General features: G+C 73.1%; 19 protein-coding genes. 12 read left to right on the top strand and 7 right to left on the bottom strand.

Annotation, left to right across the window (positions count from 1 at the left end; translation table 11 throughout):
- The first annotated feature begins 9 nt into the window (after positions 1 to 9).
- Positions 10 to 762, top strand: a complete 753-nt coding sequence (locus tag ACIA8L_RS41870) for a helix-turn-helix domain-containing protein (RefSeq protein ID WP_395913516.1) — start codon at positions 10 to 12, stop codon at positions 760 to 762.
- A gap of 17 nt (positions 763 to 779) precedes the next feature.
- The gene (locus ACIA8L_RS41865; RefSeq protein ID WP_395913514.1) at positions 780 to 2,330 is read left to right on the top strand and encodes a glycoside hydrolase family 9 protein; all 1,551 of its coding nucleotides are present in this window, start codon (positions 780 to 782) and stop codon (positions 2,328 to 2,330) included.
- 125 nt (positions 2,331 to 2,455) lie between these two features.
- Here the strand turns inward: ACIA8L_RS41865 and ACIA8L_RS41860 are convergent, their stop codons facing one another.
- Together ACIA8L_RS41860 and ACIA8L_RS41855 are read right to left on the bottom strand one after the other, a co-directional pair.
- Positions 2,456 to 3,430, bottom strand: a complete 975-nt coding sequence (locus tag ACIA8L_RS41860; protein ID WP_395913512.1) for a TerC/Alx family metal homeostasis membrane protein — start codon at positions 3,428 to 3,430, stop codon at positions 2,456 to 2,458.
- Positions 3,431 to 4,041: 611 nt separating this feature from the next.
- On the bottom strand, positions 4,042 to 6,441 hold the full coding sequence (locus ACIA8L_RS41855; protein WP_395913510.1) for a hypothetical protein: 2,400 nt from the start codon (positions 6,439 to 6,441) through the stop codon (positions 4,042 to 4,044).
- 220 nt (positions 6,442 to 6,661) lie between these two features.
- Between ACIA8L_RS41855 and ACIA8L_RS41850 the strand changes: the two genes are divergently transcribed.
- A complete protein-coding gene (locus ACIA8L_RS41850; RefSeq protein ID WP_395913508.1) occupies positions 6,662 to 7,795 on the top strand; it encodes a transporter substrate-binding domain-containing protein in 1,134 nt (377 codons plus the stop codon).
- Positions 7,792 to 8,448, top strand: a complete 657-nt coding sequence (locus ACIA8L_RS41845) for a M23 family metallopeptidase (RefSeq protein WP_395913506.1) — start codon at positions 7,792 to 7,794, stop codon at positions 8,446 to 8,448. The genes ACIA8L_RS41850 and ACIA8L_RS41845 overlap by 4 nt, the downstream gene beginning before the upstream one ends.
- Here ACIA8L_RS41845 and ACIA8L_RS41840 read toward each other — a convergent pair.
- Positions 8,441 to 8,659: a DUF1348 family protein gene (locus tag ACIA8L_RS41840; protein WP_395913504.1), complete on the bottom strand. Its 219-nt coding sequence runs from the start codon at positions 8,657 to 8,659 to the stop codon at positions 8,441 to 8,443. The genes ACIA8L_RS41845 and ACIA8L_RS41840 overlap by 8 nt on opposite strands.
- Before the next feature lie 201 nt (positions 8,660 to 8,860).
- Between ACIA8L_RS41840 and ACIA8L_RS41835 the strand changes: the two genes are divergently transcribed.
- Entirely contained in the window at positions 8,861 to 9,343 is a 483-nt protein-coding gene (locus ACIA8L_RS41835; RefSeq protein WP_395913502.1) for a cation:proton antiporter regulatory subunit, read from the top strand.
- Positions 9,344 to 9,350: 7 nt separating this feature from the next.
- Positions 9,351 to 10,532, top strand: a complete 1,182-nt coding sequence (locus ACIA8L_RS41830; protein ID WP_395913501.1) for a cation:proton antiporter — start codon at positions 9,351 to 9,353, stop codon at positions 10,530 to 10,532.
- Here ACIA8L_RS41830 and ACIA8L_RS41825 read toward each other — a convergent pair.
- Entirely contained in the window at positions 10,510 to 11,397 is an 888-nt protein-coding gene (locus ACIA8L_RS41825) for an SDR family NAD(P)-dependent oxidoreductase (RefSeq protein ID WP_395913499.1), read from the bottom strand. The genes ACIA8L_RS41830 and ACIA8L_RS41825 overlap by 23 nt on opposite strands.
- Before the next feature lie 56 nt (positions 11,398 to 11,453).
- Here ACIA8L_RS41825 and ACIA8L_RS41820 point away from each other — a divergent pair, with 56 nt between their 5' ends.
- The gene (locus tag ACIA8L_RS41820) at positions 11,454 to 11,846 is read left to right on the top strand and encodes a MerR family transcriptional regulator (protein WP_395913497.1); all 393 of its coding nucleotides are present in this window, start codon (positions 11,454 to 11,456) and stop codon (positions 11,844 to 11,846) included.
- Between the two features lie 4 nt (positions 11,847 to 11,850).
- Here the strand turns inward: ACIA8L_RS41820 and ACIA8L_RS41815 are convergent, their stop codons facing one another.
- From ACIA8L_RS41815 to ACIA8L_RS41805, 3 genes are all read right to left on the bottom strand, one after another.
- Positions 11,851 to 13,245 (bottom strand): S1C family serine protease, encoded by a 1,395-nt coding sequence (locus ACIA8L_RS41815; protein ID WP_395913495.1) that lies wholly within the window; start codon positions 13,243 to 13,245, stop codon positions 11,851 to 11,853.
- A gap of 98 nt (positions 13,246 to 13,343) precedes the next feature.
- Positions 13,344 to 14,237, bottom strand: coding sequence for a tetratricopeptide repeat protein (locus ACIA8L_RS41810; protein ID WP_395913493.1), 894 nt, complete (start codon positions 14,235 to 14,237; stop codon positions 13,344 to 13,346).
- An 11-nt stretch (positions 14,238 to 14,248) separates the two neighbouring features.
- On the bottom strand, positions 14,249 to 17,503 hold the full coding sequence (locus ACIA8L_RS41805) for a WD40 repeat domain-containing serine/threonine protein kinase (protein WP_395913491.1): 3,255 nt from the start codon (positions 17,501 to 17,503) through the stop codon (positions 14,249 to 14,251).
- A 75-nt stretch (positions 17,504 to 17,578) separates the two neighbouring features.
- Here ACIA8L_RS41805 and ACIA8L_RS41800 point away from each other — a divergent pair, with 75 nt between their 5' ends.
- From ACIA8L_RS41800 to ACIA8L_RS41780, 5 genes are all read left to right on the top strand, one after another.
- On the top strand, positions 17,579 to 17,863 hold the full coding sequence (locus ACIA8L_RS41800) for a DUF1905 domain-containing protein (RefSeq protein WP_395913489.1): 285 nt from the start codon (positions 17,579 to 17,581) through the stop codon (positions 17,861 to 17,863).
- A 100-nt stretch (positions 17,864 to 17,963) separates the two neighbouring features.
- Positions 17,964 to 19,463, top strand: a complete 1,500-nt coding sequence (locus ACIA8L_RS41795; protein WP_395913487.1) for an alkaline phosphatase PhoX — start codon at positions 17,964 to 17,966, stop codon at positions 19,461 to 19,463.
- Between the two features lie 86 nt (positions 19,464 to 19,549).
- On the top strand, positions 19,550 to 19,819 hold the full coding sequence (locus tag ACIA8L_RS41790; protein ID WP_395913485.1) for a hypothetical protein: 270 nt from the start codon (positions 19,550 to 19,552) through the stop codon (positions 19,817 to 19,819).
- A 53-nt stretch (positions 19,820 to 19,872) separates the two neighbouring features.
- Entirely contained in the window at positions 19,873 to 20,502 is a 630-nt protein-coding gene (locus ACIA8L_RS41785) for an alpha/beta hydrolase (RefSeq protein ID WP_395913483.1), read from the top strand.
- A gap of 126 nt (positions 20,503 to 20,628) precedes the next feature.
- Positions 20,629 to 21,261, top strand: coding sequence for a DUF4360 domain-containing protein (locus ACIA8L_RS41780; protein ID WP_395913481.1), 633 nt, complete (start codon positions 20,629 to 20,631; stop codon positions 21,259 to 21,261).
- Positions 21,262 to 21,482: the final 221 nt, after the last annotated feature.

The following is a 21,482-nucleotide window of genomic DNA, read 5'->3' as shown; positions in this document are numbered from 1 at the left end:
ATCGGGGCTGTGACCCGGCCGGCGTACACCTTCGTCCGCACCTTCGCGGCCGAAGCCCCGCGCGACCTGTGCGTCGAGCGCCACTACCTGCTCTGCGCCTCCGCCGGTACCCTCCGGCTGGAGGCGCAGGGCCAGGCCTGGCTGCTGCCGCCGGCCCGGGCCGCCCTGATCGAGGCCGGCCGGACGATCCGGGTCAGCATCCCGCAGCCGGTCACCACCGCGTCGGTCCTGTTCGACACCGGCTTCACCGCGGCACCCCCGGCGCCGCTGACCGTGTTCGACCTGAGCCCCCTGGCCCGGGCGCTGGTCGCCGAGTGCGGACCGTGGGGCCAGAGCGACGAACCGCTCCCGGCCTACGCGGAGACGCTGTTCGCCGCGCTCGCCGCGGTCACCTGGCGGCTGGCCACCGAGCCGAGCCCGGTCGTCGTGCCGGCCGGCCGGTCGCCGGAGCTGCGCCGGGCCCTGCGGCTCACCGAGGAGCGGCTCGGCGGCCCGGTCCGTTTCGAGGACATCGCGGCCGCGGTCGGCCTGGTGCCCCGGTCCCTGGCCCGGCGCTTCGAGGACGAGACCGGCATGACCTGGCGGGCGGCGCTGCGCCGGATGCGGGTCCTGCGGGCGGTCGAGGAGCTGGCGGCCGGGGACCTCCCGATCACCACGATCGCGTTCCGGGTCGGCTACGGCTCGCTGTCCGCGTTCAACGCCGCGTTCCGGGAACTGACCGGCCGGACACCGACGCAGTACCGCGGCAGCTTCCGGCCCTGAGCACTACCCTGGGCCGGATGCGGCCATTGATCCGGGTGAACCAGGTCGGCTACCTCACCGCCGGCCCGAAGTGCGCCACCTGGGTGCACGACTCCGCCGCGGCCGAGCCGTTCGCCGTTGTGCAAGATGCTTCGGTGGTACTGCGGGGAGCCTCGCAGCCGCGCGGAGTCGATGCCGCGAGCGCACTGGCAGTACACCTGCTGGATTTTGGCGCATTGCCGGACGGCACCGGGTATCACCTCGTCGCCGGCGACGACCACAGCCATCCGTTCCGGGTCGGCTCCGGGCTCTACGGGCCGCTGTACCGCGACGCGCTGCGGGTCTTCTATCTGCTGCGGTCCGGGTGCCCGATCGACGATGCGCGGGCCCCCGGATACGGCCGGCCCGCCGGACACACCGCGGACACCGCCGTGCCGGGCGTCGGCGAGCGGGTCTACCCGGGGTGGCGGCCCACCGGGACGTTCGACGTGTCCGGCGGCTGGTACGACGCCGGCGACTACGGCAAGTACACGGTCAGCGGCGGGATCGCGCTCTGGCAGCTGCTGGAGGCGCAGCGGCTGCGCCCCGACCCGCTCCTGGAGCAGGAGTGCCGGTTTCAGCTCGCCTGGATGCTGCGGATGCGCGTGCCGGACGGGCAGCCCTACGCCGGGATGGCGTTCCACCGCGTCCACGGCCACACCTGGTCGCCCATGCCTGGATGGCCCCACGAGGACCCGACGGAACGGGTCCTGCACCGGCCTTCGACGGCGGCGACCCTGCATCTCGCCGCGGTTGTCGCGAAAGCGGCATTGGTACTGCACGAGCCGGCATACCTCCCCATGGCGCACGCCGCATACAGGGCCGCCGCGGCGCACCCGGACCTCATCGCGCCGGACGACGAGGGCCGGTACGGCGGCGGCCCCTACGGCGACCCCGACGTCACCGACGACTTCGCCTTCGCCGCGGCCGCGCTCGGCCTCGAAACCCCGACCGGCGACTTCCCCCTCGACGGGTTCGACTTCGACGCCGTCAGCGGCCCGACCCAGCTCGACCTGGCCCTCGCCGGCCGCATCCCGCCCGACGGCGTGCGGCAGGCCGGCGACCGGCTCCTCGAGCTGCAGGCCCGCCAGCCCTGGGGCCAGCCGTACGCGCCGGCCGGCGGCTGGTCGTGGGGCTCCAACGGCCGGATCCTCAACAACCTCGTCGTCCTCGCCGTGGCGCACCAGCTGACCGGTGCGCGGCGGTTCCGCGACGGGGTCGCGCGCGGGATGGACTACCTGCTCGGCCGCAACGGCCTCGGGCAGAGCTACATCGTCGGCTACGGGCCCGACGCCAGCCGCCACCTGCGGACCCGCCAGTTCGGCCACGACCTCGACCCGGCCATGCCGCCACCGCCGCCGGGCGCGCTCGCCGGCGGCGCGAACTCGGTGCCGACGCCGGGGTTCCCGAGCGACCCGCGGCTCGCGGGCCGGCCGCCGCAGCTGTGCTACCTGGACGAGCCGACCTCGGAGACGACCAACGACCTGTGCGTGCGCTGGAACGCGCCGCTGGTCTACGTCACCGCGTTTCTGGATCGTCACCCGGGATGACGTCGTCGAGCAGCTCCGCCCCGTCGTACTCTTCCGCCCCGGCGTAGGGGTCGAAGCTGTCGATGTCGTCCATGGGGCCGACGGTACCGCCGGCCGCCACGGATCTCACTCCCGGTTTCGTGCCGTCACGGGCTCTGGGCCAAGGCGTCGCGGCGGTTGGCGAGCAGGCTCGTCGCCGTCACCACGCCCAGGGTGGCGATGATGACGACCAGCGACAGCGGCGTCGGGATGTCCGGCACCCACGACCACACCGTGTGCGCCCAGTGCAGCACCAGCTTCGCGCCGATGAACGCCAGGATCACGGCCAGCCCGTGGTTGAGGTGGCGCAGCTTCGACAGCGCGTTGCGCAGCACGAAGTACAGCGCACGCAGCCCCAGCAGCGCGAACGCGTTCGTGGCGAACACCAGGTAGGGGTCGCTGGTCACGCCGTACACCGCGGGGACCGAGTCGACCGCGAACACCACATCGGTCAGGAACACCGCCGCCACCACGAGCGCCATCGGGGTGAGCGCCCGCCGCCCGGCCTGGCGGATCGTCAGCTTGGTCCCGTGATACTCGTCGGTGACCGGCATGAGGCGGCGCAGCAGCTTCGTGGCCCGCATCTGCCCCGGGTCGACCGCGTGCTCGTTGCCGCGCAGGGCGTCGCGCAGGACCTTCGCCGCGGTCACGATCAGCACCGCCCCGAACAGCAGGAACGCCCACGTCCCGGCGGACAGCAGCGCCGCCCCGGCGGCGATGAAGATGCCACGCAGGACGAGCGCACCGACGATGCCGTACAACAGCACCCGCTGCGTGAGTTTCGACGGTACCGCGAACGCCGTCAGCAGCAGCATGAAGACGAACAGGTTGTCGACCGACAGCGACTTCTCGACCACATAGCCGGTGAAGAACTCGACCCCCGGCTCCCCGCCGTGGACGACCCACACGTAGACGCCGAACGCGGCCGGCAGCGCCAGATAGAACACCGACCAGGCGATGGCCTCGCGCATCGGCACGTCGTGCGGCCGCCGGGTCATGACGAAGTCGAGGGCGAGCAGCCCCAGGAGGACGGCGATGGTCACCGCCCACAGCTGGGGCGACGCGATGGACTCAGAAGGCATGCGAGACTCCTCGAACGCAGCGTGACACGTCCGAGGTCTCCCTCACCCACCTGCGGCGGGTGGCCGCCCGGGAACCGCATCGGCGGCTCGTACTGACCGGGTCGGCCTTGCGAGGTACTCCCCTCAGCCCACGATGATACGGCCGCTACCTGGACGTTTCCTGAGAGCACCGGCCCGTCCGCCCGCGACGTTCCGATCCCCGACCGGCCCCGGGCGCGTTCGTTCGCGACGGCTTGTCGCACGCGGCGGATCACCAGCCGTCGAGCGCCGGCCGGGCGGTCAGTCAGCGTGCAGACGGACGCATTTGCGCAACCCGACGCATTCGGCGCACCGGACGCATTTGCGCAATCGGCCGTGTTCGTCTTCGTGCAAACCGACGCGCTCGTGCGATTGGACGCATTCGCGCAACCGGCCGTGTCCGTCTCCGTGCAACCCGACGCGTTCGTGCAAACCGACGCGCTCGTGCGACCAGACGCATCGGCGCAACCGGCCGTGTTCGTCTCCGCGCAACCCGACACGTTCGTGCGATCGAACGCATTTGCGCAATCGACGCGTTCGTGCGATTGGACGCGTTCGTGCGGTCGGACGCGTTCGTGCGGGCGAACGCCGGGTCAGTCGGAGATGGCCGTGGAGCCGGACACGTCGGTGAAGCCGGGCGGCGGGCCGCTGGTGGCCGGCTGGGTGCCCGGGTCGGTGGCGACGTCGGCGGGTGGTGACGGGTCGGTGTCGGTCGGGTCGGGTGAGAGGGTCGCCGTCGGGGAGGTGGTGGGCGACGTCGTCGGCGTCGGAGACTTGGTCGCGGTCGGCGTCGGGGAGGTGCTCGGCTTCGGGGAGGACTCGGTCGGCGGGATCACCGGCGGGGCCGTCGTCGTCGTGTGGGTCGGGTGGGTCGTGCTCGTCACCGGGCGGTTCTTCGCGGTGGCGGCGACGGTCGCGGTCGGCACGGGACCGGCGGTGGTCGGCGCGGTCGACGGCAGCGGGGCGGCGTCCTGCGGGGTCGGTGCCGTGTCGATGGCCGGCGGGACGGCGGCGACCTGCGGGACCCGGCCGAACCACGGCTTCGAACCGTTCACCGACGAGCCGACCGCCCCGACCGCCCCGGCCAGCACCACGGCGAGACCGGCGGTCACGGCCCCGGTCCGGAACGCCCACCGCCGCGACTGCGAGGTCCCATCACCACGAACGAACGCCCGGACGTTCCGCACGAACTCGTTGCCACTGACGGCCCCGGCCCGCGCGAACCCCCCGACACCCGCGAACCGCCCACCGCCCGAACCCCAACCCGCGAACCGCCCGCCGCCCGAAGCCGACGTCGAAGCCGAAGCGCCCGAACCGGAAGCGCCCGAAGCTACCAACCGGCCGCCGCCCGAAACCGAAGCGCCCGAACCCCCGGCGCCCGAAGCCGCAGCGCCCGAAGCTACCAACCGGCCGCCGCCCGAACCCCCGGCGCCCGAAGCCGCAGCGCCCGATGCGAAACGAGCCGGCCACAGCGACGCGAACCGCCCCGAACCCGCGACACCCGCACCCGAGCCGGACGCACGAGCCGAGCGCGAGGACAGCCACGAGCGGGACGAGCGCGACGAACGCAGCGAGCGCACGGAACGGTCCGAGTCCGTGTCGGCGACGTGGCCGGCGCGCACGGTCGGGACGGAGTCGGGCTCGGTGAAGTGGGCGGAGCGGACGGACGGGCGGGGCTGCGACTCGGTGTCGGGGACGTATGCGGCGAAGACGGTCGGGTTCTGGTCCCGGAACTCGTCGTCCGCCCCCACGAGGTCGGCGTAGGTGGAGTGCACGGTCGGGCTGGAGTCCGAGTGGACGCGGCGACCCGAACCGGCGGCGTGGTCACCGGCCCCGAAGACCCGGCCGTCCAGACCCGAGACCCGGCCGTCAACACCGGAGGCCCCGGAGGCGCTGGAGCCCACACCGGACGCGCGGGAGTCCGCGGCGGACGCGCGGGAGTCCGCGGCGGAAGCGCGGGAGTCCGCGGCGGAAGCGCGGGATTCGGCGGCGTGGCGGCCGAACGTGGCCGGGTCGAGGTCGACGTAGCCCAGCCGCGCCACCCGCCCGCCCGCGTCGGTGGCGTGGTCGGCGAACGCGGCCCGGTCGAGGTTGACGAACTCGACGTCGGCCGGGCGGGCGGCTCCGTCGGCGGCGGCGTGGCGGCTGCCGTTGCGGCCGGAGGCGCGGCCCGCCGCCTGGCCGAAGCGGGGGAAGCGGCCGGGGCGGAACAGCCGGGAGGCCAACGACGGGTGGCCGTCGCGGGGAATGTCGGGGCGGATCGCGGCGAGCACGGCGGTGCGGCGGGACTCGGCGGCCTCGCTGAGCCAGGCCGGCAGGTCGACGGAGGTGCCGGACAGCTCGGCCAGGACCAGGGCGACCTCGTCGCTGGACGGGCGGGCGGCGGCGTCGGCGCTCAGGCAGCGCTCGACGAGCTCGAACAGCGTGGCCGGCGCCCCGTCGCCGGCGCGGCCGCCGACGCCGGTGGCCAGGACGGTGCCGAGGGCGCGCACGTCGGCGGCGGCCGCGGCCGGGTCGTACTCGGTGTCGCCGGTGAAGCCGATGACTTTCGCGCCGATGTCGCTGAGCAGGATCTTGGCGGGGGTGAGGCCGCCGTGGGTCACCCACTGGCCGTGCGCGTGGGCGAGGGCGGCGGCGACCTGGGCGCCGATGCGGGCCGAGGCGCGCCAGGCGACGGGGCCGGCCGGGTGGCCCGGCTCGAGGCGCACGTCGAGGGACGGGCCGTCGGCGAGCTCCATGATGACGTAGGGCGTCTCACCGCGGTCGGGCAGCTCGGCCAGGCCGACGTCCCAGACGGCGGCGATGTTGGCGTGGACGAGACGGGCGGCGGTGCGCCCGTCGGTGAGGAACTGGTCGGTCACGTCCGGGCCGGAGCGGCGCGGGATGCGGATCGCGACCGGCCGGTGCAAAAGCCGGTCGGCGCCATGCCAGATTTCCGCGGTCCCGCCGGTCCCGGCCAGCCGGTCGAGACGGTACCGCCCGTCAAGCTCCATGGTCTCCTGCAACGCCCCCCAGCTCTGCCCGGATGCCACCCTGCGCCGCCACTTACATTACCGCCCCCTGACCAGTGCACACGTGACGGTTAGGTGTCGATTCGGCAGATAGCGGTGGATTCTCGCGGGGTTGCCGACAGGTACCCGACATGTGCTCGTGATCACCGGGCGGCGACGGCGGCGGGCGGCCGCAATGTGATCAATGACGTACTATCCGTCAATGTCCACGACCGACGATGAGCCGGCCGAGCGCCCCCGTTCCCTGCGCGACGAGCTGCACTGGCTCACGCCGGTCCTGCTGCTGCTGGCCTGCCTGGTCGCGCTGCTGCTGCTCAACCAGAAGTGGGGCGCCAACGTCGCGGGGATCCTGACCCTGCCGGTCGAGGCGGTCGGCGTGGTCATGTCGATCCTCATCGCCCGCGGGGTCTGGGGCGGCCGCAAGGGCGACGGCGCACCGGCTCCGCCCCGGCGGCGCCGCCGGCTGGTGGCGGCCGTGACGGTGGTGGCGCTCGCGATCGTGAGCGTCGTGGTGTGGCTGTGGGAGCGCGAGCCGGACCCGTTCGACTACATGGCCGGCGACGTGCGGATCGGCTTCGTCGACCCGGGCTACCCGGGCTGGAACGAGGGGACCTCGTCGAGCCGTTCGGGGTTCGACGTCGCCGTGGCGCGAGCGCTGCTCGATTACTTCCCGGACATGAAGAGCATTCAGTGGGTACCGCTGACAAGGCTCGACGATCGTCTGGAAGCCCTTGAGGGCCCCTGGGGTGACGACCAGCTCAAGCCGGTGAAGCTGGTCATCGCCAACTTCTCCATCACGGAGGGGCGCCGGAAGCGGATCGACTTCGCCGGGCCGTATTTCAACGACGCCGAGGGATTCGCGACGCACAACAAGAGCGCCACCAGCCTGCCCGACGTGAAGAAGGCGTGCGTGCCGGCCGGCTCGACGGCCGAGGACCGGCTGCGCAAGCTGCAGATCCAGCCGGTGGTCGAGACGACGGTGCAGGGCTGCTTCCAGCGGTTCTTCCGCAACGACGACCCGGAGCTGACGGTGTCGACGGACCTGTCGATCGTGCAGGCGTACGTCAACGCGCTGCCGGCCGACAAGCGCCAGGAGGTGCCGAATTTCGTCAACATCGGCACCGAGCAGTACGGCGTAGGGTTGCCGAACAACTCGCCGAACCTGTGCGCCAAGATCAACGAGGCTTTGGAGAAGTACATGCAGCTGGGCTGGCAGAGCGACTTCGACGACTCGCTGGGCCGGCTCGGCGTGCAGTCCACGGTGACGAAGCCGCGCATCGACCGCAACCCGCAGCGCACCGACCCGTGCGAGCCCGCGGCGCCCTGGCGCAAATGACCGGCCGCGCGGCGTACCGCTGGGCCGTGCTCGGGCTCATCGCGGTCTGCGTCGCGGTGTCGTGGACCGTCATCAAGCTGCGCGCGCACGACGCCGACCGGCCGCCGCCGCCGACCGGGCCGCGGCCCGCCTTCCAGCTGCCGTTCACGTGCGGCGAGGTGTGGACGCTCACGACGTACCCCGGCCACGACGACTTCGACATCGACTTCTTCTTCACCGGCGGGCCCACCGGCGGCCGGACGGTGCTCGCCTCGGCCGCCGGCACCGTCACCTGGGCCGGCTGGAGCGCCACCCTCGGCGACGGCCAGCCGGCCCCGCCCGGGTCCTCGGGCACCCGCGGCGGCCTCGGCTACGGCGTGATCATCGACCACGGCGGCAACTGGTACACCGAGTACGGCCATTTCGCCGCCGTCCCGAAGGTCCGCACCGGTGCGCGGGTCACGGCCGGGCAGCCGATCGGCGTCGTCGGCCACACCGGCTCGACGACCGTCGACCACCTGCACTACGAGCAGCTCGACGACGGCCGCGACCCGAAGCGCACCCGCGGCAACGGCGACAAGGTGGAGGCCCTCTTCGACGGGGTACCGTCCGGGATCACGTCCGACGACAGCTCCCCCGACCAGACCCGCACCAGCCGCAACTGCGCTAGCTGACCGGCGCCCGCAGCACGTAGTCGAGCTCCCGGGCCCACTTCTCGCGCAGGAACGCGACGATCTCGGCCCGGCCGCGCAGGAACCGGTCGCGGTTGCGCCAGACCGAGTCCGGCGTGTAGGCGAGCGCGACCCGCCCGGGGTCGCGGGTGTTCCAGGCGTCCTGCGCCGCCTGGACCTTGGCCCGGGCGGTCTCCTCGGTGAACGGCTCCATCCGGCGGCCCTTACCCCGGCCGGGCGCGAACGAACCAACCAGCGACGCTGTACGGTTTGGCACCTTTTGTCATACGACTGTCATGGCGCCGCGGAGGTTCGGTCACATCGATTCGACAAGGTTGGGGCTCCCCCTGCCCGCGCTCTCGCGCGAGCCGACCCGCGCCTGGCGCGCGACCCGTGATGTAAGGAGCGACGCACCGTGGACGTCGAACGCACCGCCCTGCCCGGCATCGGACTCCGGCACGAGTTCGTGACCGCCAAGGGCCAGCACGCCGCGGTCGTCTCCCACGTCTCCGGGCGGCGGGACATCGTGCTGTACAGCATCGATGATCCGGACACCGTCGTGGCCACCCTGTCGCTCAACACCGACGAGGCCAACGGCGTCGCCGAACTGCTCGGCACCGCCCGCATCGTGGAGCGCCTGGCCGACCTGCAGCGCCAGGTCACCGGCCTGAAAACGGTCCAGGTGCCGATACCGGCCGGCTCGCCGTACGACGGGCGGTCCCTCGGCGCGACCCAGGCCCGCACCCGCACCGGCGCGTCGATCGTCGCCGTGATCCGGGCCGGGCAGATCCTCGCCAGCCCGCGCCCCGACTTCGTCTTCATCCCCGGCGACCTCGTCGTCGTGGTCGGCACCGAAGAGGGCACGGCCGCCGTCACCGACATCCTCGCCAACGGCTGACCCGCGCATGCACGGTGCTGCCGTCCTCATCGAAATCGGCGCGGTCATCCTGGGCCTCGGCCTGCTCGGCGCGGTCTCGGCCAAGTTCGGGATCTCCCCCATCCCGCTGTACCTCATCGCCGGCCTCGCCTTCGGCCACGGCGGGTTCCTGCCCCTGGCCACGAGCGAGGAGTTCACGGCCACCGGCGCCGAGATCGGCGTCATCCTGCTGCTGTTCACGCTCGGCCTGGAGTACACGGCCCCGGAGCTCGTCGGCACGCTGCGCCACAACGCGATATCCGGCGTGGTCGACCTGGTGCTCAACGCGGCCCCCGGCGTGGCGACGGCCCTGATCCTGGGCTGGGGCCCGGTCGCGGCGGTCGCGCTCGGCGGCGTGACCTACGTGACCTCGTCCGGGATCACCGCGAAGGTCCTGGCCGACCTCAACTGGCTCGGCAACCGCGAAGTCCCGGTGGTACTGTCCCTGCTGGTCTTCGAGGACCTGACGATGGCGGTCTACCTGCCCATCCTCACCGCCCTCCTCGCCGGGGTCGGCTTCGCCGCCGGCCTGACCACGCTCGCCATCGCGGCCGCGACGATCACGGTCATCCTCGTCATCGCGCTGAAGTTCGGCCGCTACGTCGAGATGTTCATCGCCTCCCCCAACGAGGAGGTCCTGCTCCTCAAGGCCCTCGGCCTCACCGTCCTGGTCGCCGGGGTCGCGCAGCTGCTGCAGGTCTCGGCGGCCGTGGGCGCGTTCCTGGTCGGTATCGCCCTGTCCGGCCCGCTCGCCCACACCGCCCGGGAGCTGCTCAGCCCGCTGCGGGACCTGTTCGCCGCGGTCTTCTTCGTGTTCTTCGGCCTGCACACCGACCCGGCCGCGCTGCCGCCGATGCTGGGCATCGCGCTGCTCCTGGCCCTGGTGAGCATCCTGACGAAGCTGGCCACCGGCTGGTGGGCGGCGAAGCGGGCCGGGATCAGCCCGATGGGCCGGGCCCGGGCCGGCGTGGCCCTGACCCCGCGCGGCGAGTTCAACATCGTCATCGCCGGCCTGGCCGTCTCGGCCGGACTGAACGAGAGCATCGGCCCCCTGGCCGCGGCCTACGTGCTGGTGCTCGCCGTGCTCGGCCCGATCCTCGCCCGCTCCCTGGAACCGTTGAGCCGCCGCTTCGCCCGCCGCCGCGGCATCACCCCGGAAGGAGCCCAGTAGCCGCGCCGACCCGGTCCAGCGGCAGGCCGGTGAGCCGCCCCGACAACGCCCACAGCCGGGCCGCGTCGGCGGGGTCCGGACGGAACGGGGTGACCGCGCAGTCGGCGCAGTGCACACCGGCGACGGACGGGGTCACGGCCGCCCATACCTGCGTGGCCGCACCCTGCTCGACGGTCTTGAAGTACTCCGCCGCCCGCCCCTGCGCGTCGATCCACCCCGCCGCGACCATCTCCTCGCGGGTCAGGTGCCGCTGCAGCGGGGTCAGGATCGCACCGGGGTGCACGGACACGGCCCGGACCCCGTGCGGCCGGCCGAGGACGTCGAGGTGCGCGGCGAACAGGGCGTTGGCCGCCTTCGACTGGGCGTAGGCGGCCCAGCGGTCGTACGGCTCGGCGACGAAGTACGGGTCGTCCCAGCGGATCGGCGCGTCGGGCCGCACGTTCGAGGAGACCGCCACGACGACGGCGTCCGCGCCGCGCAGCAGGGCCGGCCACAGGTGCCGCGTGAGCGCGAAGTGCCCGAGGTGGTTGACCGCGAACTGCAGTTCGCGCCCGGCGCCGACCCGTGTCAGCGGGCAGGCCATGACCCCGGCGTTGTTGATGAGCATGTCGGCCGTGTCGAAGGTACCCGCGAACTTCGCCACCTGGTCGAGGTCGGCCAGGTCCAGCCGCCGGGCCTCGACGCCGGGCAGGTCGAACGCGGCCGGGTCACGCACCCCGGCCACGACCGTCGCCCCGGCCCGGGCCAGGGCGGCCGCGGTCACCCGCCCGATGCCGGAGCCGGCCCCGGTCACGATCGCGGTCCGGCCGGTCAGATCCACGCCGGCGAGGACCTCGTCGGCGGTGGTGGAAGCGTCGAACGTCATGCGGCGGACGCTAACCGCTAGACCGCGGTCTAACGCAAGACGATTACGCTGCCGGGATGGAGCTGACCATCGGGGAAGTGGCGACGCGGACCGGGCTCAGCGTGCACGCGCTGCGGATGTACGAGCGGGAGGGGCTCTTCCACACCGAGGTGCGCCGGGACCCGAGCGGGCGGCGGGTGTACGGGCAGCCGGACCTCGACTGGCTCGACGTGTGCACGAAGTTCCGGGCGTCCGGCATGCCCCTCGAGTCGATCCGGCGCTTCGCCGCGCTCGTCCGCGAGGGGCCGGGCAACGAGGCCGAGCGGCTCGAGCTGCTCAAGCGGCATCAGCTGCGGGTCGAGGAGCAGCTCCGGCAGCTCGGTGCGTGTCTGGAGCTGATCGAGGGCAAGGTCGCCACGTACGAGGAGCACGTCGCTCGCGGTACCGCCGCCGGACTTTGGACCGGGTGAACGATCAGCCGGCGGGACCCGTCGCCAGGCGGACGTTGGCGGTGCGGGTGCGGCCCGTGCGGTCGATCCACGTGAGGCGGACCGTGTCGCCGGGCCGGTGGGCGTCGATCTGGGCGGTCAGGCCGGCCGCGCCGGTAACGTCCTTGTCGTCCAGGGAGCGGATCACGTCGCCCTCGGCGATGCCGGCGCGGGCCGCCGGTGTGTCCGCGAGGATGCCGGTGACCTCGGCGCCGCCGCGGCCGTCGGCGTCCTTCGTGGTGACGCCGAGCAGGGCCGTCGCTCCGATGTGGATGGTGTCGGAGGCCTCGCCGTTGGTGATGCGCTGGGCGATGGCCAGGGCCGCGTTGCTCGGGATGGCGAAGCCGATGGAGTCGCCGGTGTCGGTGGAAGCGGCCGTGTTGATGCCGATCAGCCGGCCGGTGCGGTCGACGAGCGGGCCGCCGGAGTCGCCGGGCTTGATGGCCGCCGCGACCTGGATGAGGCCGGTGAGGCGCTGGGAGCTGCCGCCCTCCGGGTCCTGGGCGGTGATCGTGCGGTTGAGGCCGGTGACGGTGCCGGTGACGGACTCGCCGCCCTGGCCGCCGGCGTTGCCGACGGCGACGATGTCGTCGCCGACCTGGACCTTGCCGGAGTCGGCGACGGCCAGGCGGGTCAGGCCGGAGGCGTTGGCGAGCTGGATGACGGCGATGTCGTGGCTGCGGTCGTAGCCGACGACGGTCGCCGTGAAGGAGCGGCCGGTCGCCACCGTGACGCCGCTGATGGCCGTGGCCCCGGCGATGACGTGGTTGTTCGTCAGGACCAGGCCGGTGTTGCTCAGCAGCACGCCGGTGCCGGCGGCCCGGGCGTTGCGCAGGCCCAGGGTGCTCGTGATGTTCACGACGCTCTTGTTCACCGACTTGACGATCGTCGCCGTGTCGAGGGTCGCGGACGGGGCGAGGGACGGCTCCTGGGTCGCGGTGAGCGCGTCGCCGGGCGGGGCGGGAACCGCCGCACCGGGCCGTGCGGCGGTCGTGGGCGGGCGCGCCTGCGGGCCATCCGAGCGCGCCTCCAACATCGCCACCAGCCCGGCGACGCTGACTATGCCGGCGAGGCCGACGAGCATGATCACGCCGACGATCCACCGCAGCGCGCGGCCGCCGCGGCGGACGGCCGAGTGCCGGGGTGCCGGCGGCGGGCCCCAGTCCGGGTATCGCTCCCGGGGCGGGGCCGCGGTCCAGTCCGGCCCTTGCCATTCGCTCGTCGGGCGGGTCCACTCCGGCGGGCGCGGCGGGGGGACCGGGTGGTCGCCCCAGCCGTCCCAGCGCCCGTTGGAGAGCACGGACGTGACCGGCACCGCGGTCACCGGCACGGCCGGGTCCCGGGTCGTCGCGACACCCTGTGCATAGCGCGACGCTGTCATCGATCCACCACCGCCCGGTTGCCGGCCATCTGACAGCAACTACGGGCAACCCCCGCCCAATGGTTCAAACGAACCTGCCGGCGCCGCCGCGCGGCGGATCACCGCAGCTGCTCGGCGATCCGCCGGGCCGCCGCGGCCTCCTCCGCGCGGCCGAGGCGCTCGAGGGCGGTGGCCCGGTTGCGGTAGTTGTCGGGGGTGTCGGGGCCGTCGTTGATGGCCTGGTCGATGGCGGCCAGGGCCTGCGGGTTGTGCCCGAGGGCGAGCAGCGCCGCGCCCTTGGCCCCGTTGATGTAGCCGGTGGCGTTCGGGGTGTGGTCGGCCGACTGGCCGGCCGCCTCCAGCATCAAGGCGTGCTCGGCGAGCGGCGGCACCAGCTGCGCCCGGCCCGAGTTGAGCAGGGCCACCATCTTGTTCACCATCGCGCCGACGTAGCGGGGCTCGGCCGCGAGGGCGCGGTCGTAGGCGGCCAGGGCCCGGTCGTAATCCCCGGTGGCGGCGTAGATGCTGCCGACGTCGAACATCGACTGCGGGTTGCGCGGGTCGAGCGCGAAGGCCCGCTCGAACGCGGCGATCGCCTCGTCGTGCCGGCCCAGGTTGCGCAGCGCCATCCCCCGGCTGAAGTGCGCGGCGACGTAGTCGGGGCGGGCGGCGACGACCTGGTCGAAGCAGCCGAGGGCGGCCGGCATGTTGCCCGCGGCGCCGTGCCGGTAGCCCTCGTCGTGGAGCTGCACGAGCGGGGCCACGGCGGTGCCGTTGACCTTCTGCCGCTGCGACCCGTCGACCAGCTTGCCGCCGCACTCGCGGCACTTCGCGGCCCGCAGCATCGTCTTCGGGGCCACGCAGCGGTCGCAGAAGCTCTTGTGGCAGTCCGGGCAGATCTGGAACTTGATCGAGTAGTGCTCGGGGTCGTTGCGGGCGACGGGGTTGCCGCCCGGGATGTCGGAGATCGAGATCATCCGCTGGCAGCGCCATCCGGCGCAGGAGAGGAGCACGTGCCGTCCCTTCAGTAGGAGTAGTCCCAGTCGAGCCGCCACACCGCCGTCTCGGCGCGGGCAGTGGTCGCGAACACGACGGTGCCGTCGGCGGCGACGCCGATCCGGTCGGGTACCGCACCGGCCGGCAGCACCCGCAGGCACTCCCCGGTGTCGAGGTCCCAGACGCGCAGCGTGCCGTCGGCGCCGCCGGACACCACGAACCGGTCGCCGGGCATCGCCACGAGCGCGTGGACCGGTCCGTCGTGTCCGGCCAGCACCGCGGTACCACGGCCGGTTTCGACGTCCCAGACGCGCACCGTGCCGTCGTCGGAGGCGGAGGCGGCCCGGCGGCTGTCGGCGCTGAGGACGACCGCGCGCACGGGGCCGTCGTGGCCGAGGAGCATGTGCCGCAGGTCGCGGGTGCGCACGTCGGCGACCCACAGTGACGCCCCGGTGTGCGAGGGGCAGATGACGGTACCGTCGACGCCGATCGCGGTCGCCGCCCGCCGCACCCCCTTGCCCGGCAGGACGTGCAGGCACCGCCCGGTCGCGGTGTCCAGGACGCAGACGTCGCCGCCGTGGTGGAACAGCAGCGCGATCGCGCCGTCGGCAGTGAGCGCGGCATCGCCGATCCAGCCGCCGTGCGGGGTGGCGACCTGGCGTTTGCGGCCCTTGACGAGGTCCCAGACGACGGCGGTGCCGCGCCGGTCGGCCGAGATCGCCGTGCGCCCGTCGGCGGTGACGGCGAGGGCCGAGATCTTCTCCTTGTGGGCCTCGAGGACGTGCCGGGCGGTACCGGTGCCCAGATCCCAGACGCGCACGGTGCGGTCCTCGGCCGCCGTGACCGCGGTCCGCCCGTCGTCCGGCAGCCACAGGCCGATGACGGCGTCGCCGTGCCCGCGCAGCGTGTGCCTCGCCGACCCGTCCGCCGCATCCACAACCTCCAGGGTGTACTGGAAGCCGCGCCACCGCACCGCGAGCGCCCCGTCCGGGGTGAGCACCGACCCCTCCGGCAGCCGCGCCACCGGCCAGGCCCCTCGCAGCCCGCCGCGCCGCCCGTGCTGCCCGGCGGTGTCCCAGAGCGTCAGCAGGGCCGGGTCGCGCTCGAACCCGGGAGTGGCCCGGGCCGCGCGCAGGACGTCCGCGGCCCGCCCGTACTGTCCACTGTGGAGCAGACCGGTCGCTTCGGCCGCGGCCGCGCGCACGACGTCGACGTCGCGGGACAGTTCGACGGCGGGCCGCGGCCGCGCGTAGCTCCACCGGGCCGGGTCGCCGGGCCGCGGCAGCCGCCACAGCCGCGCGGTCGCGTCGCCGGAGCCGGTCAGTGCGATCCCGGGCCGGGCCAGGACGAGCGCCCGGACCGGCCCGCCGTGCCCGTCGACGGTGCGCAGGCAGCGGCCGCGGGTGACGTCCCACAGCTGCACGGTGTCGCCGGCCGGCGTGAGCAGCAGCCGCCCGTCGCCGAGCAGGACACCGGTGTCCGTCACCGGCGTCGCCCCGCGCGCAGTCCGCCAGAGCCGCTCCCCCGTCACCGGGTCCATCAGCTCGGTGAACCCGCCGCCGGCCGATCGCGTCCCGACCGACGAGGCCTGTGTCGCCTGACTGTCGTCGCCGGTGAGCAGGGCGGCGGAGGCGTCCGGGCTCAGCAGCAGCGCGTCGGCCGCGACCGGGCCCGAGCGCACGAGCTCACCGGCGACCGTCCACACGCGCAGGCGCCGGTTGCGCGAGGAGTACAGCACCACGTGGCCGCGGCCGATCGCCACCGCACCGTGCTCGTATGTGGTGTTGGCGCGCTGCAGGCAGTACCCCTGCGAGGGGTTGAAAATCGTCCACAGGTGGACTTCGCCGGTGTCGCTCAGCGCGGCGAGGGTTTCGCCGTTCGCGTCGAGGGCCAGGGAGCGGATGGCGCCGCCGGCCTCCCAGCGGTGCAGCGGGCGGCCGGAGTCGGCGGCCCAGACGACGACATTGCCGTCGTCGCCGCCGGAGACCACGAAGCGGCCGGCCGGGTCGGCGGCGAGGGCGGTGACGCGGCGCGGGTGGGCCGGCAGGACGTGGCGGCAGTGCCCGGTGTCGAGGTCCCACAGGCGGATCGCGGCCGGTGGGGCGTCACGGCCGCCGTAGACCTCGTCGCCGAGCACGGCCAGGCGCACGTCGGGCGTGCAGGCGACGGCGCTGACCGACGGCCCGCCCGCGAGCTCCAGAAACCGTTCGGTCTCCAGGCCGCGCTCGGCCTGGACCCGGGCCAGGAGCGGCCCGGCGTCGCGGACCTGGCCCAGCTCCGCGACGAGGTCGGCGTCGGTGATCCGGCCGTGCCGCCATCGGTACAGGCCCCGATTGTACGCGGTGTGCGCGTGGTGCGGGTCGGCCCGCAGTGCCTGCTCCCACAGCTCCTCGGCGCGCTGCGGGTGGCCGAGGTCGAGCATCGACAGGGCCGCGTTGCTCAGGCCGTCGGCGCGCAGCTCGATCTCCGCGGGGCGGCGGCGCGGATACGGCCGGCCGGCGATCTCGGCATAGACGGCCGCGAGCCGGTCAGCCGCCGCACCGAGCTGCGGACGCGCCGCGACTTCCAGGCGAAAGCATTCCTCCAGTACTGCCCTGAGCCCGCCCGGCAGCCGCAAGCCGGCCTCGACCAGGGCCGCGAACACGTCCCCGGCGATGTGCCCGGCCCGCGTCGGCGGCCCCCCGACCAGCATCTCCAGGACGCTCAGGGCCCACGACCACACGTCGGTGGCGGGCGTCAGGCGCACCGGCTCGCCCGCGGCCGCGCGCATCTGCTCGGGTGAGCAGTACGCGGGGGTGAGCGCGGCCCCGAACTTCACCGCGGCCAGCCCGAAGTCGGTGACCTTGAGCGTGCCGTCGGGCTCGCGCATGGCGTTGGCCGGCTTGACGTCCTGGTGGACCAGGCCCTGCGCGTGAGCGTGGGTGAGGCCCCAGGCGAACTGGATCGCGGCGTCGAGGACGTCGGGCAGCTCGGCGATCGTGCCCAGCCGGACGGCGTCGGCGAGGCTGCCGCCGTCGACCCACTCCGCGAACGCGGCCGGGCGGCCGTCGAGCTGCCGCACGTACGCGCAGCTGACCGTGTGCGGATGCGCACCCAGCCCGACCCAGTTCTCAGCCTCGGCCTGGAACAGCTCGTCGCCCGCGAACTCCGGCCGCGGCGTCTTCACGGCCAGCTCGACGCCCCAGCCGCGGTGGTGGACGCGGTACACCAGGCCCATGCCGCCGCTGCGGATGACGTCGCGGACCTCGTACGTTTCGAGGAGGATGTCACCGGCGCGGAACACGGACGGTCACCTTTCGGCTGCTCTGGCATCGAACCGGATAAGATCCACACAGGGTAGCCGATCGGCGGAGGAACGATGGACCTCTCGTTTTCGGGCGAGGTGTGGCACTGGCGCGGGCCCGCACCGCACCACTTCGTGACCGTGCCCGCCGACGACTGCGTGGCGATCGCCGACGCGGCGCGGATGGTCAGCTACGGCTGGGGCATGATCCCGGCGACCGTCACCGTCGGCGCATCGACCTGGACGACCTCCCTGTTCGCCAAGGACGGCGGGTACATCGTGCCCCTGAAGCTGGCGGTACGCCGGAAAGAGCAAATTGACGTCGGTGACATTGTGCAGGTCAGACTGGTGATTGGTTAGCCTTACCTACGTGCTGATTCATCGTTCGTTCATTTCGCATCCATCGAATACTTACGAACTGACGCATCTGCATTCGGTCGTGGCGTAGCAGAGTGCCACCATGACCATTTCTCGTCGTCAAGTGCTGACCGGCGGCGCCGCCGCGGGTGTCGGGCTTACCGTTGCGGGTGCGCTGCCCACCCTGGCCGAGCCGGCCGCCGCCGCCTCGACCGCGTCGGAGAACAAGCCGGCCACCGGCCGCCCCTTCCCGCCGCTGGTCGACGACCCGAACGGCATCCTCGCCCTGCCGACCGGCTTCTCGTACACGATCGTCACCCGCGAGGGCCAGACCGACCTGTCCGAGGGCCAGGGCAAGACCCCCGCCTACCACGACGGCACCGGCGTCGTCGGCTCCGACCGCAACGGCCTCACCCTCATCCAGAACCACGAGATGACGCCGCACATGTCGCAGTACGGCGTGCCGCACATCGAGGGCACCGTCTACGACCCGGGCGCGCAGAACGCCAGCGGCTGCACGATCATCACCACCGACCGCAGCGGCAAGGCGCGCGAGGAGTGGGTCGGCATCTCCGGCACCGTGCGCAACTGCGCCGGCGGCGTGACCCCCTGGGGCACCTGGCTGACCTGCGAGGAGACCTTCATCAACGCGGGCGCCACCTGGTCCGCGGCCGGCCTGACCGGCACCTACCAGAAGGACCACGGGTACGTCTTCGAGGTGCTCCCCAACGACTCGAAGTACCAGCTGCCGAAGCCCATCAAGGCGTTCGGCCGCTTCGAGCACGAGGCCCTCGCGGTCGAGCCGAACGGCAAGCACGTGTACCTCTCCGAGGACGCGTCCGGCCCCAACGGCCTGTTCTACCGCTGGTCCAACACCGAGAAGATCAAGCTCCAGTCGGGCCTGGCCAACCGTCTCGACGAGGGCGTCGGCAAGCTCGAGGCGATGCAGATCCGCCTCGACGACGGCAGCATCCTGCCCGACGTGTCCTACCTGACCTCGGCCCAGCTCGGCCGCCCGTTCAAGGTCACCTGGCTCGAGGTCCCCGACCGCGACGCCCGGACCAAGACGGTCCGCACCCAGTTCGCCGACGGCACCGTCACCCGCGGCAAGAAGTTCGAGGGCGTCTGGTCGACCAGCAAGGGCTGCTACGTCGTCAACAGCTTCGCGTTCGCCGCCAACGACCTCCCGGCCGACGCCACCAAGCACGACGGCATGGTGTGGTTCTACAACTACGCCGACGAGACCATCACGCTCGTCACGTACTTCCCGCACAACGCGGCCGCCGAGGGCGAGGGCGCCAACCCGAAGTACGCCGACATGACCTTCGACGGCCCCGACAACGTCACCGTCACCCCGTGGGGCTCCCTGGTCCTGGCCGAGGACGGCGTCCGCGCCTCCCACGTGCTCAGCGCCATCCCCGGCGGCCCGACCTACGCGATCGCCCGCAACCAGGTGGTCATCGGCACCTCCAACGGCGCGAACGTCTACTCGGAGTTCACCGGCCCCACCTTCTCCCCCGACGGCAAGGTCCTCTTCGTCAACATCCAGGTCCCCGGCATCACCCTCGCCATCACGGGCCCGTGGGAGAAGTACCTCGGCTGAGTTTCCTTTCGAGGCGGGGGAGACTTCGCCTCCACCCGCACCCCCGCACGATCGGCGCCGACGGCGGCCGGCCGTAAGGGGCTGAGGTGACCAACCGCTACAGCAACGCCGCCGCGCCCGATCCCCTCGGTGCGGCGGCGTTGCCGTGTGCAGGACCACGAGGGGCTCGGCCATGCCGATCGTGCAGGCCGCTCGTCGGCCAGGACCCGCCGGCCGCGCTGCGGGCGCTGATGAAGCTCGCCGGCGGCTCGCACCTGCACGATATGGACGTCGACGAGTTCATCGAGGCTCGCAACGTCTCGTCGCGGCGCGCGACGCCGGCGCGGCGAGGTCGCACAAGTTCGCGCCGGCGCTGATTCGAAGGCGGCTCCCAGGGCGGATCGGCGCGGGATGTGATCTCCTCGGAGACATGCCTCCCGAGCCGCACGTGGTAGCGCGTGGCGCCGCCGACCCGCGCGTGCTGGTGCTGCTCCTGCCCGGCGGCCGGACGCGGAGCACGGCGCGGGCCCGGCGCGGAGTCGCCTATCTGCGCATGCTGCCGTTCGGGTGGGCGGCGGCGGGCGGCGGACCGGGTGTCGGCGTCTGGCGGCTGCGGTACCGCTATCGGGGCTGGAACGAGCCCGAGCGGCACCCGGTCGCCGACGCGCGGTGGGCCCTCGCCCGGGCCGCCGAGCGGCACCCGGGCGTGCCGGTGATCCTGGTCGGGCACTCGATGGGCGGCCGGGTCGCGCTGCACGTGGCCACCGCGCCCGGCGTGGCCGGAATCTGTGCCCTAGCGCCGTGGATCGAGCCGCCCGACCACGCGCTGCCCGTCGACCCGGCCGTGCCGCTGCTCGTCGCGCACGGTGACCGCGACCGCACGACCGATCCGGCCGGGTCACAGCGGTTCGCGGCCGCGCACGGCGGACGGTTCGTGCTCGTGAAGGGCGAGAACCACACCATGCTGCGGCGGTACTCGACCTGGAACCGCCTCGTCACGGAGTTCACCCGCACGGTGCCGCGGCGTCAGGGCCACCGCGGCATTTGGCCGAACGGCTGACCGGCGGTCATTCCTTTAGCGCCCGACAACGACCTGAGCAGCCAGGCCGGACTCCCGAACCTCGACGCCGTTGACTCCGTAGAGTCACCGTGTCAATGCGTTCAGTGTCGAACCTCGGGGGGATTCATGTTCCACGCCGTCACCGCCGGTGCCATGCTGCTGTCCTCGCTCGCCGCGCCCGCCGCCCCGCCCGTTCCGCCGCCACCGCCGAACGAGGTCACCATCAGCGTCGTCACCGCCAACGGCTCCGGCTGCCCGGACGGCAGCGCCGCGGTCGACGTGTCGCCGGACCGCAAGGCGTTCACGGTCACCTACAGCGAGTACATGGCCCAGGTCGGGGTCGGGACCAAGCCCACCGACTTCCGCAAGAACTGTCAGCTCGCCCTCGACGTCAACATCCCGCAGGGCTTCACCTACGCGATCGCCGAAGCCGACTACCGCGGCTTCGCCAGCCTCGCGCGCGGCGCGACCGCCACCCAGGTGGCCGGCTACTACTTCCAGGGCAACTCGCAGACGGCCCGGGCCAGCCACCCGTTCCGGGGCCCCATGGAGGACAACTGGCAGACCAAGGACGCCGTCGCCATGACCGCGCTGGTCTTCGAGAAGTGTGGCGAGCAGCGCCACCTCAACATCAACACCGAGCTGCGGGTCAGCGCCGGCAGCTCCAACAAGAAGACGACGACCAGCTTCATGAGCATGGACTCGACCGACGCCGCCTTCAGCACCGTGTACCAGATCGCCTGGAAGCGCTGCCCGTAACACCGTCCGCACCGGCCCGGGCGGCGTGGTCCAGCCGCCCGTGGCCGTTGCCCTGCGAAGCCCGCCGCCGCTGCCGCGCAGAGCCCGCCGCCGTTGCCCTGCGAAGCCCGCCGCCGCTGCCGCGCAGAGCCCGCCATCGTTGCCCTGCGAAGGCCGCCGCCGCTGCCGCGCAGCGCTGGCGGCCGTTGCCGTGCGAAGCCTGCCGGTTTGCCGTACAGTTC

Origin of the sequence: Dactylosporangium sp. NPDC051541, from assembly GCF_044454505.1 — a bacterium.
In the GTDB taxonomy this organism is placed as follows: domain Bacteria; phylum Actinomycetota; class Actinomycetes; order Mycobacteriales; family Micromonosporaceae; genus Dactylosporangium.
The sequence above is the reverse complement of the archived record's forward strand: the minus strand, read 5'-3'. Positions and strand labels throughout refer to the sequence as shown.